This window comes from Neorhizobium sp. T6_25 (genome assembly GCF_002968555.1).
Lineage (GTDB): Bacteria > Pseudomonadota > Alphaproteobacteria > Rhizobiales > Rhizobiaceae > Neorhizobium.
The window spans coordinates 104,388-120,545 of sequence record NZ_PVBL01000006.1 but is presented as its reverse complement, the minus strand read 5'-3'; the positions used below and the strand labels follow the sequence as shown (position 1 = coordinate 120,545).

General features: G+C 60.9%; 16 protein-coding genes. 10 read left to right on the top strand and 6 right to left on the bottom strand.

Annotation, left to right across the window (positions count from 1 at the left end; translation table 11 throughout):
• Positions 1 to 3: 3 nt before the first annotated feature.
• From C5L10_RS10410 to C5L10_RS10395, 4 genes are read right to left on the bottom strand one after another with little or no spacing between them, the layout of a single operon-like run.
• A complete protein-coding gene (locus C5L10_RS10410) occupies positions 4 to 1,797 on the bottom strand; it encodes an ABC transporter ATP-binding protein (RefSeq protein WP_105403277.1) in 1,794 nt (597 codons plus the stop codon).
• A complete protein-coding gene (locus tag C5L10_RS10405) occupies positions 1,791 to 2,810 on the bottom strand; it encodes a glycosyltransferase family 2 protein (RefSeq protein ID WP_105425157.1) in 1,020 nt (339 codons plus the stop codon). Before C5L10_RS10405 ends, C5L10_RS10410 begins: the two co-directional genes overlap by 7 nt.
• Positions 2,810 to 3,913: a glycosyltransferase family 2 protein gene (locus tag C5L10_RS10400; protein WP_105425156.1), complete on the bottom strand. Its 1,104-nt coding sequence runs from the start codon at positions 3,911 to 3,913 to the stop codon at positions 2,810 to 2,812. The genes C5L10_RS10405 and C5L10_RS10400 overlap by 1 nt, the downstream gene beginning before the upstream one ends.
• Complete coding sequence (locus tag C5L10_RS10395) at positions 3,898 to 5,070, bottom strand: acyltransferase (RefSeq protein ID WP_105429595.1); 1,173 nt, start codon at positions 5,068 to 5,070, stop codon at positions 3,898 to 3,900. The genes C5L10_RS10400 and C5L10_RS10395 overlap by 16 nt, the downstream gene beginning before the upstream one ends.
• 474 nt (positions 5,071 to 5,544) lie before the next feature.
• On the opposite strand from C5L10_RS10395, the gene C5L10_RS10390 reads away from it, so the two are divergent.
• Genes C5L10_RS10390 through soxA form a run of 8 tightly spaced genes read left to right on the top strand, consistent with a single transcriptional unit; the run spans position 5,545 to position 11,801 of the window.
• On the top strand, positions 5,545 to 6,003 hold the full coding sequence (locus C5L10_RS10390) for a (2Fe-2S)-binding protein (protein ID WP_046637041.1): 459 nt from the start codon (positions 5,545 to 5,547) through the stop codon (positions 6,001 to 6,003).
• Between the two features lie 10 nt (positions 6,004 to 6,013).
• Positions 6,014 to 8,194, top strand: a complete 2,181-nt coding sequence (locus tag C5L10_RS10385; protein WP_105429594.1) for a molybdopterin cofactor-binding domain-containing protein — start codon at positions 6,014 to 6,016, stop codon at positions 8,192 to 8,194.
• A gap of 50 nt (positions 8,195 to 8,244) precedes the next feature.
• On the top strand, positions 8,245 to 8,547 hold the full coding sequence (locus C5L10_RS10380) for a cytochrome C (RefSeq protein ID WP_245447972.1): 303 nt from the start codon (positions 8,245 to 8,247) through the stop codon (positions 8,545 to 8,547).
• Positions 8,544 to 9,812, top strand: a complete 1,269-nt coding sequence (locus C5L10_RS10375; protein ID WP_105429593.1) for an NAD(P)/FAD-dependent oxidoreductase — start codon at positions 8,544 to 8,546, stop codon at positions 9,810 to 9,812. The genes C5L10_RS10380 and C5L10_RS10375 overlap by 4 nt, the downstream gene beginning before the upstream one ends.
• Complete coding sequence (soxX, locus tag C5L10_RS10370) at positions 9,772 to 10,248, top strand: sulfur oxidation c-type cytochrome SoxX (protein ID WP_105429592.1); 477 nt, start codon at positions 9,772 to 9,774, stop codon at positions 10,246 to 10,248. Before C5L10_RS10375 ends, soxX begins: the two co-directional genes overlap by 41 nt.
• Entirely contained in the window at positions 10,245 to 10,703 is a 459-nt protein-coding gene (locus tag C5L10_RS10365) for a SoxY-related AACIE arm protein (protein ID WP_105429591.1), read from the top strand. Before soxX ends, C5L10_RS10365 begins: the two co-directional genes overlap by 4 nt.
• Before the next feature lies 1 nt (position 10,704).
• Positions 10,705 to 11,022 carry a thiosulfate oxidation carrier complex protein SoxZ gene (soxZ, locus tag C5L10_RS10360; protein ID WP_105403287.1) on the top strand — a complete coding sequence of 106 codons (318 nt, stop codon included), beginning with the start codon at positions 10,705 to 10,707 and terminating at the stop codon, positions 11,020 to 11,022.
• On the top strand, positions 11,022 to 11,801 hold the full coding sequence (gene soxA, locus C5L10_RS10355; RefSeq protein WP_371411933.1) for a sulfur oxidation c-type cytochrome SoxA: 780 nt from the start codon (positions 11,022 to 11,024) through the stop codon (positions 11,799 to 11,801). Before soxZ ends, soxA begins: the two co-directional genes overlap by 1 nt.
• 61 nt (positions 11,802 to 11,862) lie before the next feature.
• Here soxA and C5L10_RS10350 read toward each other — a convergent pair whose 3' ends face one another.
• Positions 11,863 to 12,318 (bottom strand): cytochrome c family protein, encoded by a 456-nt coding sequence (locus C5L10_RS10350; protein WP_371411931.1) that lies wholly within the window; start codon positions 12,316 to 12,318, stop codon positions 11,863 to 11,865.
• Between the two features lie 390 nt (positions 12,319 to 12,708).
• Here C5L10_RS10350 and C5L10_RS10345 point away from each other — a divergent pair, with 390 nt between their 5' ends.
• Both C5L10_RS10345 and C5L10_RS10340 read left to right on the top strand, forming a co-directional pair.
• Complete coding sequence (locus C5L10_RS10345) at positions 12,709 to 13,428, top strand: response regulator (RefSeq protein ID WP_105429588.1); 720 nt, start codon at positions 12,709 to 12,711, stop codon at positions 13,426 to 13,428.
• Positions 13,425 to 14,963, top strand: a complete 1,539-nt coding sequence (locus C5L10_RS10340; RefSeq protein ID WP_105429587.1) for an ATP-binding protein — start codon at positions 13,425 to 13,427, stop codon at positions 14,961 to 14,963. The genes C5L10_RS10345 and C5L10_RS10340 overlap by 4 nt, the downstream gene beginning before the upstream one ends.
• Positions 14,964 to 15,066: 103 nt before the next feature.
• Here the strand turns inward: C5L10_RS10340 and C5L10_RS10335 are convergent, their stop codons facing one another.
• On the bottom strand, positions 15,067 to 16,116 hold the full coding sequence (locus C5L10_RS10335) for a LacI family DNA-binding transcriptional regulator (RefSeq protein ID WP_105429586.1): 1,050 nt from the start codon (positions 16,114 to 16,116) through the stop codon (positions 15,067 to 15,069).
• Positions 16,117 to 16,158: the final 42 nt, after the last annotated feature.

Below are 16,158 nucleotides of genomic sequence, written 5' to 3'. Positions count from 1 at the left end.
TTCTCAGGATTGGCTGCCGTGGGACATCTCATGTTCGTAAAGCTGTTCCATGCTCAAGGATGCAACCTCGGCAAAGGGCGTCTGATTGCGGACGCGGCCGGCACCGAGAATGACGACCTCGTCGCAGAAGGAAATGGTGCTGTGGTGATGGCTGACGACGATTGTGGTGCGGCGCCCGGCTCTTAATTTCAACGTCTCCACGATCGATGCCTCGGACAGGCCGTCCATGGCATTGGTGGCCTCGTCCAGGATCAGGATTTCCGGATCGCGGACCAGAGCTCTTGCCAGTGCGATCCGCTGTCGTTGACCGGCCGACAGGCTCGCTCCCCGGTAGCCGACGACAGTTTCATATCCGTCAGGCAGCTTCTCGATAAATTCATGCGCTTCGGCAAGTCTTGCCGCGCTTTCCGCCGCGGGGAGGGACGTATCGTGGCCGTAGACAATGTTCTCGAAAATGGTGCCATCCACCAGTTCAAGATCCTGGCTGGCAAGCGCGATCTGTCGGCGCCATGCAGCAGGATCGATTTGGTCGAGTGGAATGCCGTCGACAAGAATATTGCCCTGATCCGGCTCCACAAACCGGCATAGGAGATTGACGATCGTGCTCTTGCCGGCGCCCGACCGCCCGACAATTGCGGTCGAGCGGCCCTGGCGAATGTCGAAGCTTACCGAACGCAGGACCACGGGCCGCGTGCTGGAGCCCGGATACCTGAAGGTCACCTGGTCGAACTTGATTTGCTGGCGGAGCCCCTGGATCGGGTGGCTACCCTGGGGCGCCGCTGGTTTGTCGGAGGAATCCAGTAGCCATCCGACCTCTTCCAGCGATCCGCTCCATCCCTGGATCTGGCTCCAGGCCATCTGCAGCGCGCGGACATGCGGTTGCAGCCGATAAAGCAGGACGACGAAAGCGACGATGACCGGGAACCCGACCCCGACCTGCCATGCGCTGACAACCACGCCCAGAAACAGGGCGGAATGCAGCACTTCGGTTAGTGGCGGGAGAGCTGCCTGACGGCTGTTAAGAACGAAGCCCGCCTTCCGCACCGCATTTGAAGCCGCGTCGAAGATCGTTCTTTCACGCAGTTCCTGTCCGAATGCGCGGATCAGGCGCCCGGCGTGAACGAGGTGAAGCATTCTCGCGGCAAGTTCGCTGTTGAACGACGTGACGTTGCGGCTCGGGCCCTTCAGGCCTGCCGACAGCAAGGCATGGATGGCCTGGATCAGGACAAGCCCAAGCGTGACGCACAGCGACATCTGCCACGAAAGAAGCAGCAGAAATGCGAGCAGGATAACGGCCGCCGATGCATTCACGATCGCGGCAAGGATGGTCTGGACCGCGTCCGAAGCCCGCCAGGACTCGTTGGAGACGATGTTCAGCAGCCGCCCCGGGCTTTGCTGCAGGAAGAACGGGTAGCCGATCGTCAAAAGCTGGTCGGCGAGACGGTGCCGGATCGAATGACCGGCCTTGCCATAAATGAAATTGGCAAGCACCGCGTTGGCAAAGGCCAGCACGTTCTTGACGGTGATCAATCCGAGAATGGCGGCCGCGATGACGATTAGCCGCGTCTGGTCGTCCAATCCGGTTCCCACCCGTTGAAAAACGGCGGAAAGGCCCGCCATTCCCGAAACATCGTTCTCACCGGCAATGATGCTGAGCATCGGGATGACAAGACCGATGCCGGTGCCTTCGAGCACGGCGCTGCTCAGTCCCAGGACAACCACGACAGCCAACAGGCCGGTGTTTTTCCCCAGAGCCTCGCGCAGGAGGTGAGAACTCGATGTCAGGAAATCTAGCATGGCGGCGTTCCCCGTTGCGGGCGGGGCAGACGGCTGGTCGTGTCGGTATCCGCCTGTCTTGGCCACCGGACGGCGAGCAAGGCAAATTTGGCTGCTCCGACCAGGTTCATGGCCACGATCGTCAGGTGGGACAGGGAAATCTCCGGATCGAAACGGTAGCCGCCGAACAGTTCCCGCCAGGCCGATCGGGTCGTCCAGCAGAAATGGCGAAGCAGCCAGGGGGCCTTGAACGCATGCTTGACGCAAAGGCCGCCGTTTCCAAAGCTGTAATCCCGGTGAAGCCGTTCGATGGCATCGCGCGTGGTTCGCCCGTGAAAATGTTGGACCGTCATGTCGGGAACATATTCGATTGGAATGCCGAGCTGATGGGCACGAACGAGGTAATCCGTATCTTCTGCGGACCGCAGCGGGCCGCCGGCCCCGAACCGCTCGTCAAAGCGCCCGATGCGGGCCGCCGCTTCACGATCCATAGTCATGTTGCAGCCGAGCACGAACCCGCCCGGATGAACATCCGGCGTGAAACGGGCCCGGAATCGCGACCGCTTGATTGTGAAAGGCAGATCGCGCGGGCTGCCGAGATCGACGCGGCCGCCCCGGACGATACACCGCTCGCCTGCCGAATAATGCCGGTTCAGATCCTGGAGGTAGGAGCGCTCGACGATGCAGTCATCATCGATAAAGATCAGGAGCCTGCCTCGCGCCCGCTCCATTCCCGTATTGCGCGCGGCTGCCAGGCCAGGCCGCAGCTCCACCATCCACCTGACGGCAACAGCGGATTTCGCCGCGATACGGGATAAACGCGCGGCCGTATCGTCGGTGGATCCATTGTCGACCACCACCAGCTCGCAGCTTAGGGAACAGGCTTCGCAGGCGGCTTCGATCGAGCTGATGCATGCCTCGAGCGCGGCCGCTCTGTTGCGGGTGCAGACGATAAAGCTTGCGTCGACAGGGTGATGCGCGTCGGGGGGCAAGCGGGGGCTGGCGCGTACGGGTTGCTCGTGCTCCCTGGACATCAGGCAAGCCCCCGAAGCGGTAACACCGTCTTGGCCGGCACCGATTGATAGTACCGTGCCACCCCATCGAGCCTCCGGATCGCCTCTTCCGACATGCGGCTCAACCAGGGCGCAGCGACGGCGGCTCGAAGACCGTAGCGCTCCCGCCGCCGGATGACATCCCATTTTCCCGTTCGCATAAGAAATGCGTGGGTCAACGCCGGACGCTGCTCGTCAGCAATGAATTGGTAGAGAAAATAGAAGAAGCACAGGGCTCCTTCTGCGTAGCTGCTGGCGCTCGCACCAACTTGCTTGGCGACCCTTTCTTCGATCGCGAGCATGCAATCGGCGGCTCGGCGCACCGTATCCGGCGTAACGGCTGCGCCGATATCAAGAAGAGCGCCGGGATCGTCGGTAAGAGCCTGCCGTTCGAGGTTCTCGGCGACGATCTTCAGGTGGGTTCGGCGCATTTGCCGCCTGTGCTTGTTGGTAACGCTGTCGCTGTGGATACGGTAGGCGATCAGGCTCTCATCGATCATCGCTGCCGGAAACTCGCGGGTAATGCGCCTGAAGAGATCGAAATCCTCCGCGTGGACATAGCTTGCGTCATAGACCAGCATATCCTGGGGAATGATCTTGCGATTATACATCACCGTCGAATGCAGGAAGATCGTGAAGAACAGCGACAATATGTGCCAATCCCCCGACTGATAAATGGGATTTGGCGTGCTGCGCACGACGCGGCTGCCGAGAAGCCGATCGACTTCCGTTCCGCAGATCGCAAGCTGAGGCTGCTGCTCAAAGAGCGCGATTTGACGGGAAAAGCGGGTTGGATAGGAGATATCGTCCGCGTCCATTCGGGCGATCAGGTCACCTCTAGCCAGGGCTATGCCCTCGTTCAAGCTCGCGATCAGTCCGCGGTTCTCGCGCGAGACGATGCGAAGGCGATCGTCAAGCTTCTGATATCGGTGCAGAATATCCAGCGAGAGATCGTTCGAGCCGTCATCGATGGCGACGATCTCAAGGCGCCTGTGGTCCTGGCGCAGGATGCTCTCGACCGCGGCAGCGAGATAAGCCTCACCGTTGTAGACGGGCAATACGACGGAGATCAGCGGGGAGGACATCGTTCGACTCGCAATGGCGTGGCAATTTGAAGTTCCTGCATTTGCGCAGCCTTCGAAAGGGCTGTGGCAGACGGCGCGTCATACGTCGGGTCAAGCCTTCTTGGGGGGACGTATGGGAAATAGCGCTTGAGCCGGTTGAGTGGTTTTTCGAACGCCAGCCATGAGATCGCGGCCAATGCCAACGTTCCAGCGGTTCCTAAGATGAGGCGTCCGAAACCCTGTTCCGAGACGTTCAACGGAATCCACGGCTGTGCGCTTACGACGAAAGAGAGGACGATCGGATGGAACAGGTAGACCCCGTAGCTGATACGTCCGACAGCGGTGATCGGGCGCAATTCCAATAGACGGCCGGGAGCTCCCCGCAGACCCGACGAACAGTATCCGACCAAGGCTGTGAGCGGTATAAGAGGAAGAACCTCCAACCCGATCCAATTCATCCAGGCAAGCGTCGGTGACAGGGGGAGCGGTTTCAGCCACATCAAAATGGCTGTTGCAACAAGCAAGGGTGCCGAACTCAGCCGCATCCAGTGCGGCAATGTCCGTGACCGCGTGCGATGGAGCGCAAGGAGCGCGCCGGCCACCAGCGCGTCCATCGACGCCGGAGGCAGAAGGTCCCGCGCAAGTGACGGCGTCCCCGTGAATGGCCAATAGAATCGATAGGCAAGCGAGCATGCGATGAGAGCGATGCAGATCGGCTCAAGCCAGCGGCGCGAGGCGAGCAGGATGACGAGCGGCCACACGATATAGAACTGCTCTTCGATGCTCAGGCTCCAGGTGTGACAAAGCACCCAGGGCGTCCATTCATCGCGAAGGGCGTACCAGAAATTCGAGAGGTAAAGGGCGTGCCATTTGATGCTTCCGCGGGCCTGCTCGAGGTTGACCAGCCAGACGAAGCTGAGCACTGCAAAGTACGGCGGGAATATACGCAGCGCCCGGCGAATATAGAATGATCTTATCGCGGTGCCTGGTTCGTACTGGGTGGCAGAGCGCGCTTCCAGCAAAAGCCGGGTTATCAGGAAACCGCTGAGAACGAAGAACAGGCGAACGCCGATATGGCCCCAGTGCGACCCATCGGCCGCGAAAAAATGCGCGTACAGAACCATCGAGACGGCAAGGGTTCTAAGGCCATCCAATTGTCGGTCGCGTGCATGAAGCATGGAGCCCCCCAGTTGCGCAGAACTTGTGATAACTCCCGCCTCGCTCGAATTTTGCCGCCGTGCTTTTGTTTGGAACCCCAAAAACTACTTTTGCACTGCGAAAAGTTCAGGTGGAATCCGACCAAACTGTGGCCGCCACTGCAGTTCAGACTTTAGCCCCGCAGCAGGGCGGCCTTTAGTCCTATCCGCAGGCGCAGAGTTTTCGACTGCACGTTGTGCAGGCCGGTGTGGGACCATTACCAGTGCGCCGCCAGATTGCCGGTGCGGCTTGATCGACAAGATCGCACGCTCAGCAACCGTGTCTGATGGCCGCATCAGCCGTTTCAGGAGCGCGTGCAGCGATACACTTTTATACAAATTCGGACGCCCGCGGCACATCTGTGCGACAAATCTCCGGTAGGTCTTCCATGTGATCGATGGTGCCGGCGCAATGAGGTGCTGGCGCCGGTGACAACTCAACATGGGAGAGGTTTCATGGCTCGGCTTTCTATAAACGATATCATCCGTGACGTTGACGTCGAGCCTGACACACCGCTGCTATGGGTCATCCGCGAACAGGTCGGGCTGACCGGTACCAAATACGGCTGCGGCATTGCGCAATGCGGTGCCTGCACGGTTCATATCGACGGCGTTGCGACGCGTTCCTGCGCCATTCCGGTCTCCAGCGTGACCGAGCAGCAGAAGATCGTCACCATTGAAGGCCTTTCGCCGGACCTGACGCACCCTGTTCAAAAGGCTTGGCTGGAACTTGACGTGCCGCAATGTGGCTACTGTCAGTCCGGCCAGATCATGGCGGCGACAGCCTTGCTGAGCGCCAATCCCCGGCCAACCGAGCAGCAGATCCGTGACGAGATGACCAACATCTGCCGCTGCGGCACCTACAATCGGATCAAGGCCGCGATCGAGCTTGCATCCAACACGATGGCCGGCTGAGGAGGACACCATGAACACGATCACTGTTTCCCGCCGCGGCTTCCTTGCCAGCGGCGCTGCGGCCGCCGCGGGCCTCACGCTCGGCTTTCACGTACCCTTTGCCGGTGACGCTTCTGCCCAGTCCGTCACACCCGAGGTCAATGCCTGGGTGGTTATCAAGCCCGACGACACGGTGGTGGTGCGCGTCGCACGTGTCGAAATGGGGCAGGGCACGCTGACAGGTCTCGCGCAACTCGTTGCCGAAGAGCTTGAGTGCGACTGGGACAAGGTCACCTGGGAGTATCCGACGCCTGGCGAGAATGTCAGACGCGGCAGGGTCTGGCAGAACTTCGGCACTGCCGGCAGCCAGGGCATACGCCAGTCCAACGAATATGTGCGCAAGGGCGGCGCGGCGGCGCGCATGATGCTGATACAGGCCGCGGCGAATGAATGGAAGGTGCCGGTCGGCGAATGCACCGTCGCCAAGGGCGTCATCACGCATGCGGGCACGGGCCGCTCGACCAGTTATGGCAAGGTTGCAGCGGCGGCTTCCTCATTGACGCCGCCAGCGGCTGACAGCATCACGCTGAAAGATCCGAAAACCTGGACGATCGCCGGCCGGCCGTTGAAGCGTCTGGACACGGCGGAGAAATTGAACGGCCGTCAAGTCTACAGCATCGATATGAAGCTGCCGGGCATGCTGAATGCCGCGCTGAAGGTCTGTCCGGTATTCGGCGGCAAGATCAAGAGTTTCGATGTCACCCAAATCGAGAGGATGCCTGGCTTCAAGAAAGCCGTAAGGCTTGGCGATACGGGCGTCGCTGTGATCGCCGACACCTGGTGGCGCGCCAAGACCGCACTCGACGCCCTGCCGATCGAATGGGATGAAGGCCCGAACGCCAACGTGCAGCAGGCGGATATTCTTGCGGCACAGCAAGAAGGACTGACGGCCCGTGAAGCCATTCTTGGCAGCAAGAACGGCGATGTGCCGGCGGCTCTCGGGAGCGCCAGGCGGACCGTCGAGGCCGTCTATGCCGTACCGCACCAGCACCACGTCACAATGGAGCCGATGAACGCGACGGCGCTTTGGACGGCTGAGAAATGCGAGGTCTGGACGGCCACCCAGAACGCCGAGGCAGCTCTCGCAACCGCCGCGGAGGTTTCCGGCCTGCCGATCGACAAGAACGAGGTCTACCGGCTGCATCTGGGCGGCGGATTTGGCCGGCGCTCGTCGAGCCACGATTTCGTGCGCTACGCCGTGTTGATCGCGAAGGAGATGCCGGGCACGCCGATCAAGACGATCTGGTCGCGTGAAGAAGACATGACCCATGGCTGGTATCATCCCGCCACGCAGTGCCGCCTGGTCGCAGGATTTGACGACCAGGACAATCTGAGCGCGTTGCACATGAGGATTTCCGGCCAATCCATCCTCGCAACCCTCAATCCTGACCGTCTGCAAAATGGTCGCGATGCGGCGACATTCCAGGGTCTCAACCCCCAAGGGCCGGAAAGCCAGTTGGGTTATACCGTTCCGAACCTGCTGATCGAGCACGCGATGCGCAATCCGCACGTACCCGCAGGCTTCTGGCGCGGCGTCAACAATAACCAGAACGCCATCTATCTGGAATGCTTCCTGGATGAACTCGCGCATTCGTCGAAACAGGATCCGCTGGAGTTCCGCCGCAAGTTGATGGCGAACCATCCGAAACATCGGGCGGTGCTCGACGCTGTCGCAGAGAAGGTAGGATGGGGCACGCCCGCGCCTGCCGGTGTCTACCGCGGCATCGCACAGCAGATGGGCTTTGGCAGCTACGTCGCGGCCTGCGCCGAAGTTTCGGTAAGCGATGCCGGCATCTTGAAGATCCATCGCATCGTCGCAGCGACGGATTGCGGCCATGCCGTCAATCCGCAGCAGATCGCTGCGCAGGTCGAAGGTTCATTCGTCTACGGCCTTACCGCAGCGCTTTATGGCGAGATCACCGTCGCCAACGGCCGGGTCGAGCAGGAGAATTTCGACACCTACCAGATGCTGCGCATGGACGAGATGTTCGACGTCGAGACGATCATCATGCCGTCCGGCGGCTTTTGGGGCGGTGTGGGCGAGCCGACGATTTTCGTCGCGGCACCGGCGGTGCTGAACGCCATTTTTGCTGCAACCGGGATAAGGGTGCGGCAGGTTCCGCTGTCGAAAACCAGGCTGAAGAAGGCGTAGGCACACCAACCGTCGCAAAGTGAGTGGCATCGATGAAGCGGGTGCGGCGCATGAGGGAAGTTTGGATCTCGATCGGTCTTCTAATGGCGTCATCTCCCGCGATGGGGCAGCTGGCGGTTAGTCCGGCTGCTCCACCGCCGGGCGCGTCATCCTGCTCGGGTTGCCATGCACCGTCAGCAGTCGGCCATTCGATCGGTTCGCTGCAGGGCCTTTCCGGCCCCGACATCCTTGGTGCTCTGCAAGCCTTCGGCAATGGTCAACGCGAGGCAACGGTGATGGGTCGTATCGCAAAGGGCTTTAGCGATGGCGAGATGCGGGCCATCGCGGAATGGCTGGCAAGGGGAGACGAATGACCGGAGCGTCCTTCAGTCGTCGCGCAGTGCTTCAGGCTGGTGCGGCTCTCGGCGCAGCCGCGGCACTGGTACGGCCTGCGATTGCGCAGTCGGCTGGCCGCGTCGTGGTAATCGGCGGCGGTTTTGCTGGGGCTACCTGCGCACGCGCGCTCAAGCGCGGCGGTTTCAGCGTGACACTCGTGGAGCCATCGGCCACCTACACGGCATGCCCGTTCAGCAACGGAGTACTTGCCGGCTGGCGGCCGCTGTCGCGGCAGCAGTTCACCTATGACGCACTCAAGAAGGACGGGCTGACGGTTGTCGCGCAGCGTGCGACAAAGATTGACGGGCAGCAGAAGCGCGTCTCGTTATCGGATGGTACAATACTCGGGTACGACCGCCTCGTGCTCGCGCCGGGCATCGACCTGCGCTTCGACGCATTGCCGGGCTATACGGAAGACGTCGCTCAGATCATGCCGCACGCGTGGAAAGCCGGGGAGCAGACCTCGCTGATGCGCAGCCAGCTGGAAGCGATGCCGGATGGCGGTACCGTGATAATCTCAGTTCCGGCAAATCCCTATCGGTGCCCGCCGGGACCGTATGAGCGGGCGAGCCTGATCGCGTATTATCTCAAAACCCAAAAGCCGCGCGCAAAGCTCATCATCCTCGACGCCAAGGACACATTCTCGAAGCAGGGACTGTTTCAGGCGGCGTGGAAGGCGCTTTATCCGAACCTCGAATGGGTCTCGATGTCGTCGGGCGGCAAGGTCATCGAGGTCGATGGCGGGCAAAGGGTACTCGTCACCGAGTTCGGCCGCCACAAGGCCGACGTCGCCAATGTCATTCCGCCGCAGCGCGCCGGCGAGATTGCCGCGCTTGCCGGTGCCACCGACCGCAGCGGTTGGTGTCCGATCGATCCGGTCACCTTCGAGTCGCGACAGCAGGCGGGCATTCATATCATCGGCGACGCCTGCATCGCCGGCGGCATGCCGAAATCGGCGTTCGCGGCGAATGCGCAAGCGAAAGTCTGCGCCGTGGCGATCGCAAGTCTGCTCGGTGGCCAGGCACCGCAGACGCCGAAATTGATCAACACCTGCTACAGCCTCGTTGCGCCCGATTACGGCATCACGGTCGCGGGCGTCTATCGGCCCGTCAACGGCGTGCTGACGGACGTGGAAGGGGCAGGCGGTGTCAGCCCGGCCGATAGTTCAGCCGCCTTCCGCTCGCTGGAAGCCTCGCACGCCGATGCCTGGTTCCGCACCATCACGGACGAAGTCTTTGGTTAGATGGCTGTTTCTCATTGCTGCTTTATCCGTCGCCCCACCGGCGATCGCACAATTGCGCGCTTTTGCTGTGGTCGGCGACGCCATTCCGCAATCGCTGACCGGGCAGGCCGGCGACGCGGCGCGGGGCCGCGCCGTCGTCACCGACCGCCAGAAGGGGCTTTGCCTTCTGTGCCATACCGGACCGTTCCCCGAACAGCGGTTTCAGGGCAATCTCGCGCCGGATCTTCGCGGCGCCGGCAGCCGGTGGGATGAGGGGCAGTTGCGATTGCGTCTGGTCGACAGCCGCAAACTGGACCCGTCGACGGTCATGCCGGCTTATTATCGTCTCGATGGTCTGACACGCGTCGGAGGCAGCTGGCAGGGCAAGCCCGTGTTGTCGGCTGAGGAAGTCGAGGACGTCGTGGCCTTCCTGCTGACGTTGACGGATACGCCATGACAGAGAGATCGTTCCAACCAAAGCTTTCTCGCCGCGCCGCACTTTTCGGCTGGCTAGCACTGATGGCGGCGCGGCCGGCGCGTGCCACGCCGGAGGCAATGCAGGATGCCATCCGCGACTTCATCGGAGGTGCCGCGGTCAGGGCCGGTCGTGTGAAGCTGGACATTCCGCCGCTCGTTGAGAATGGCAATTCCGTGCCGCTCGCGATCACCGTCGCAAGCCCGATGACAGAAGGTGACTTCGTCAAGACGATTGCGGTCTTCAACGAAAAGAACCCGCAGCCGAACATCGGCGTATTTCATCTGGGTCCTCGATCCGGCCGCGCGTTTGTATCGACACGCATCCGCCTCGGCGATTCCCAGAACATCACGGCGATTGCTCAGATGAGCGACGGCAGTTTTTGGTCCGGTTCGGTGGAGTTGATCGTCACCCTTCCGGCATGCGCGGAGAACTGACATGGCGCGCGTCTTGATCAATCTGCCAAAGGCGAAGCGGGGCGAGATCGTCGAGATCCGGACGTTGATCCAGCATCCGATGGAAACCGGCTATCGCCCGAAAGGCGATGGCACGTCGTTCCCCCGCGACATCATTCGGAATTTCGTCTGTAAGCTGAATGGTATCGAAGTTTTTCGCGCCGATCTATTCCCGGCAATTGCCGCAAACCCGTTCATCGCGTTCACGATCAAGGCAGAAGAGGGTGGCACCATGACCTTCTCGTGGATCGACGACCGCGGCAGGTCGCAAACAGAAACCGCAGATTTCATCGTCGAATGATGCCCTCCGTCGCCTTCACCTCGATGCTGTTCTGCGCGGTGGCGGTTTCAACCGTCATTGCCGCCGCCCAGACACGAGACCCCCGGCGGTCGGGGTTTGAAGACATGAGCCGAGAATCGCAGGCAATGCAGCGCGACGATACGGCCAATCCCGGCATGTTTGCCGTATTGGAGGGCGAGGAATTATGGAGGGCGAAAGTCGGCAGCCGGAAAACGTCTTGCGCCGATTGCCACCAGAACGCCGAGGTCAGCATGAGAGGCGCCGCCGCACGCTATCCATCCTTCAGCACGGCGTGGAATGGGCCGGTCGATCTGCAGGGACAGATCAATCTCTGCCGCGAGACCCGTCAGAACGCACCGCCGTTTCCGCTTGAGGGGCCGGAATTGCTCGCACTCTCGGCCTATGTCGGCAAGCAGTCGCGGGGTATGTCGATCGCGCCGCCGGACGACGCGCGGCTCGAGCCGTTCCGCAGGCAAGGCGAAGCACTCTACAACATGCGGCAGGGACAGCTTAATTTCTCCTGCGCCAACTGTCATGAGGATCATGCGGGGCAGCGCCTGGCCGGCTCGCTCATCCCCCAGGGGCATCCGACCGGTTATCCGCTCTATAGATTGGAGTGGCAGGGTATCGGATCGTTGCAGCGGCGGCTGCGAGGCTGCCTTATCGGGGTCCGCGCAGAGCCTTACGCCTATGGCGCGGAGGAATATATCGCGCTCGAGTTGTTTCTGATGTCTCGGGCGAGAGGTATGGCGGTCGAGACGCCCGCTATCAGGCCGTAGCTGTACCAAACGACGCGTGTTCACCTCGCGTCGAGGCAACGACGCGCCGCCCCGACAACGGCTACTGTCTTTTGCCAGATGGGTCGAATTGCTTGAGATAGGCGATCAGGTCGGTGATCTGGTCGGGATTCTTGATCCCCGCATAGATCATTTTGGTGCCCGGGATCTTTGCCCTTGGGTTGGTTACAAACTCACGAAAGCTTGCATCGGTCCAGGCGATGCCGGCATTTTTGTTTGCCGCCGTATAGGCGTAGCCCTCCACACTGCCGCTGGTGCGGCCGAAAAGCCCGTTGAGGTGAGGGCCCGTAACATTGCGCGCGGTCTCCCCGACCTGGTGACAGGCCCGACATTGCACGAAAACGCGCTCACCGGCCTCGGGACTCTGCGCCAGCGCGCTGCCCGGCTGTAGGAGAAGTCCGACAATCGCAACAACGGCCAGCCGCTGCATGCCTTCACCTGCGGTGTTTTGGCGCGCAGCGCCCGGACGTTCGGTATTCTCTCGGTGTGGGACTGCCATGTTTGCTCTCTGTTCAGTTTGGGAAGCAATGCGTCGGGGCGCGTCAGAACAAACACTCGCCCTTTCAGCTGGTCTGCCGATCGATACTTTACGCCTGTCGCACAACTGTGCCGTCAGGCAGGAAATTTGTCGCAAGATGTCGCAAAATCGGGTCGTTGGTCTTGCGCCTCTGCAACGTTCTCCGATCCGCGAAGCCGCGCATGACTGCCTAAAAGAACGATAAAGACCGAAAAGGGGCGGACGAAATCATTCCGGAACGTCCCGTAAGGTCATCGGAAGGTCAAGGGAACGTGGCGGCCGGACAGCAGGCTTGCGAAACTTTGATACACTTTTCTTGGTGCGGGATAGGGGGATATTCTTATATAGAATGCTGAACAGAGGTTACGCAAAATGCATGACTTGGCGCATGTCGTGGTCGTCGACGATCACAGCGATATCCGGGATCTCGTTCGACAATATCTCGAGCAACAAGGCTACAAGGTCAGCGTCGCCGAGAGCGGCTCTGTGCTGCGGCGGGTGCTCGAACATCATGCCGTCGATCTCATTATTCTCGACATCATGATGCCGGGTGAAGATGGGCTGTCGGTCTGTCGGCAGGTTCGCGCCACGCTAGACATTCCCATCATATTCCTGACTGCGATGGCCGAAGATACCGACCGGATCCTCGGCCTCGAACTGGGGGCGGACGATTACCTCGTGAAACCGTTTAATTTCCGCGAACTGCTGGCGCGTGTTCGGGCTGTCCTGCGCCGGGCTGCCAATCCCGCGACCCCGGCGGCAGCACGGCAGTCCAAAAAACTGCGCATCGCGGGATGGCGGGTCGATATGGGTCGTCAGGAAATTTCCGGGGAAGACGGCGTCGGCATACCTTTGAGCACGGCAGAGTTTCGCCTGCTGAAGGTCTTCATCGAACGGCCGGGCATGATCTTGAGCCGCGAACAGCTTTTGGACCTCACCACCGGAAGAAGTGCCGATATCTTCGATCGCAGCATCGACAATCAGGTGAGCCGCCTGCGCAAGAAGATCGAGGAAAATCCCAAAAACCCTTCAATCATCAAAACCCATTGGGGCGGCGGGTACAGCCTGTCGGTCGAGGTGGCATTCGAATGATCAAGCTCTGGAAAAAAAGCCTCGCGGCGCAGTTCATAGGGCTGATGCTTGCCGCCCTGATCATCTCGCAAGCGCTGGCTTTTCTGATCTCGTGGGACGAACGCACGATGGCGTTGAGAGCCGCGGCGAAAAGCGAATTCTTCAGCCGGGGCGCCTCCATAACCCGGTTGGTCGAGTTGATACCCCCGCAGATCCGCGCGCAGGCGCTTTACGCCAGCGAAACCAACTACTCGAAAATCTGGCTGACAGATCAGGAACCCGAGAAAGCCAGCGCCTGGCGCCTGCAGGCGGTGGGTCAGCTTTCCCGCCAACTCGAAAACTTCATCGATCTTTCAAAGCAGGTCGACTGGACGGCTCCCTCCAAGCCGCAATTGCCCGATCCGAGGGAAGTCGCGCGTGAAAATACAGACGAGGAATGGGCGAGCCCGCCACCGATCCTGTGGAACCTGCCGCAGCCCGCGAAATTCACCTATTTCGACCGGCGCAGAGGGTTTGGCCTTGCGGTCCAGCTTAGCGACGGACGCTGGCTGAACTTTGCTTCGTACCAGGAAAACACCGGCCGATGGTGGAATTCCAAGTCCCTGACCTCGGTCGGATTGACAGCGCTGATCCTGGCGTTGATCGGGGTCTTCATTGCAAGCCGCATTTCCCGCCCCTTGCGCAATCTCGCGCGGTCGGCAGAAGCACTCGGGCGGGGAGAAAACCTTCCGCCTATTCCCGAGGGAGGGCCGGGAGAGATCCGGCGCACGGCGGAAGCCTTCAACAGGATGCAAAGCCGCCTCCACCGGTTTGTCGAAGACCGGACCAAAATGCTTGCGGCGATCGGCCACGATTTGCGAACGCCGCTGACCTCGCTTCGTTTGAGAGCAGAATTCGTCAAGGATCAGGAAACACAACAGAAGATGCTGTCTACCATTGACGAAATCCAGGCGATGACGGAAGCCGCCATTGCGTTTGCCCGTGGGGAATCGACTGTAGAAGAAACCCGTAACATCGAACTCGATGCTCTTATCGGCAGTATCTGTGACGACCAGTCGGACCTTGGGCATCCGGTCAATTACCTGGAGGCGGAACAGACGCCTTATCGCTGCCGGCCGGATGGGCTCCGCCGTGCGGTCCGAAACGTCGTGGAGAATGCCGTCCGATATGGCAGCGAGGCCAAGGTCTTCATCCGGCACACGGCAACGACAGTCGATATCGTTGTCGAGGACCGCGGACCGGGGATACCCGAGGCCATGAGGGAAAAGGTTTTTGCTCCGTTCTTCCGTCTTGAAGCATCGCGGAACAAGGATACCGGCGGTATCGGCCTGGGGCTGTCGATCGCCCGCGCCATCGTGCGGCAACATGGCGGCGACATTTCTTTCCTCTGCGGTGAAAGGGGAATGCAGACGATCATCTCCCTTCCGCGAGAAGGAATAGTCGATCCGGTACCCCTTCACCAAGGCCGCGGCTGGAAACTGACGCGAGCGGCGGCTTCTTCGCAAACCGCGGGAATACCCGGTAAAATTGCTTCTCCGTCACGGCGGTCCGCTTAGTCCCGCACGAGACCGTTGCAGATGCAGGATCTGGTGTTCCCCAGCTCTTGGGCGGCGCTGGCGGGATTGATCCGTAACTCCGCTTGCGCCGCTGGGTGCTGCATCAAGACGGCGATGGCGGGGGCATACGAGACGTGCTTTCCCGGGCAATAAGTTCCCATTCCACAAGTGTCGTATAAGGCGTGACGTCATTGATGCGCGAGACGATCGCCTCGGCCGTCAGTTTGCCGATGCGCTCGCGGTCGGGGCGAACTGTCGTCAGCGAAGGGCTGACGCAGCTCGCCGCCTCGTTGTCGCCGAATGCGATGACACCGATGTCTTCGGGTACGCGCCGGCCGAGTTTCCTGAGCGCGCGCAGCACGCCGAACGCAACCACATCGCTGTTGCAGGCGATCGCATCGATCTCCGGATGGCTTTGCAGAAGCTCGGTCGCGAGCCGCTCTCCGAGTTCCGGATTGCCGCCCTGCTGCGCCGTATGCTTGACGACGTCGGGGAGCGAGGCCTTGGTTGCTGCGGCTTCCAGCCCGCTCAGGCGCTTCTGGGCGCGTTTATCGTTTTCGCGGACACTGCCGACGAAGGCCAAGCGCCTATATCCTTGAGCTATCAGATGGTTGGCCTGGGCCGCCCCGACGCTTGCGTGGTCGAAACCGACAGCAGTATCGATCACGTCTCCGCCCGTGTCCCACATCTCGACAATCGGGATGTCGGCTGCCTTGAGAAGCTCGACGACTTTCGGGGGATGATCGACGCCAATGATGGCAACCGCAGCCGGTCGCCAGCTCAGGATGGACCGGACGAGCCGCAGCTCCTGGTCGGCATTGTACCTGGTATTGGCGAGCATGACCTGCAAGTCGTGCTCCAGCAAAGCCAATTGCAGCGAGTCGATGATATTGGCGAATTCCGAATAGTAGAGCGAGGTTACCACGACCCCGACAATATCCGATCGCGTCCCGGAAAGTCCGCCGGCAAGCCGGTTCGGCACGTAGTTCAGCTCTTCCATGGCGGCATTGATCCGGCGGCGTAGTTCGACGCGGACCGTGTTCGGAGCGCGCAGCGCGCGCGAGACCGTGTTGACCGAAACGCCCACACGCTCGGCGATCGAAGCAAGGGTCGGGACGGTGCGCCCCGCACCCTGGGAAAGGTCAACTGTCATTCGGCTTTAAGAAATCCCGTGAGTGAGCGTTGCGTTAACGAT

Coding starts and splice junctions, on each gene's coding strand:
- C5L10_RS10410 (WP_105403277.1), bottom strand. CDS start 1,797: ATGCTAGATTTCCTGACATCGAGTTCTCACCTCCTGCGCGAGGCTCTG.
- C5L10_RS10405 (WP_105425157.1), bottom strand. CDS start 2,810: ATGTCCAGGGAGCACGAGCAACCCGTACGCGCCAGCCCCCGCTTGCCC.
- C5L10_RS10400 (WP_105425156.1), bottom strand. CDS start 3,913: ATGTCCTCCCCGCTGATCTCCGTCGTATTGCCCGTCTACAACGGTGAG.
- C5L10_RS10395 (WP_105429595.1), bottom strand. CDS start 5,070: ATGCTTCATGCACGCGACCGACAATTGGATGGCCTTAGAACCCTTGCC.
- C5L10_RS10390 (WP_046637041.1), top strand. CDS start 5,545: ATGGCTCGGCTTTCTATAAACGATATCATCCGTGACGTTGACGTCGAG.
- C5L10_RS10385 (WP_105429594.1), top strand. CDS start 6,014: ATGAACACGATCACTGTTTCCCGCCGCGGCTTCCTTGCCAGCGGCGCT.
- C5L10_RS10380 (WP_245447972.1), top strand. CDS start 8,245: ATGAGGGAAGTTTGGATCTCGATCGGTCTTCTAATGGCGTCATCTCCC.
- C5L10_RS10375 (WP_105429593.1), top strand. CDS start 8,544: ATGACCGGAGCGTCCTTCAGTCGTCGCGCAGTGCTTCAGGCTGGTGCG.
- soxX (WP_105429592.1), top strand. CDS start 9,772: ATGCCTGGTTCCGCACCATCACGGACGAAGTCTTTGGTTAGATGGCTG.
- C5L10_RS10365 (WP_105429591.1), top strand. CDS start 10,245: ATGACAGAGAGATCGTTCCAACCAAAGCTTTCTCGCCGCGCCGCACTT.
- soxZ (WP_105403287.1), top strand. CDS start 10,705: ATGGCGCGCGTCTTGATCAATCTGCCAAAGGCGAAGCGGGGCGAGATC.
- soxA (WP_371411933.1), top strand. CDS start 11,022: ATGCCCTCCGTCGCCTTCACCTCGATGCTGTTCTGCGCGGTGGCGGTT.
- C5L10_RS10350 (WP_371411931.1), bottom strand. CDS start 12,318: ATGGCAGTCCCACACCGAGAGAATACCGAACGTCCGGGCGCTGCGCGC.
- C5L10_RS10345 (WP_105429588.1), top strand. CDS start 12,709: ATGCATGACTTGGCGCATGTCGTGGTCGTCGACGATCACAGCGATATC.
- C5L10_RS10340 (WP_105429587.1), top strand. CDS start 13,425: ATGATCAAGCTCTGGAAAAAAAGCCTCGCGGCGCAGTTCATAGGGCTG.
- C5L10_RS10335 (WP_105429586.1), bottom strand. CDS start 16,116: ATGACAGTTGACCTTTCCCAGGGTGCGGGGCGCACCGTCCCGACCCTT.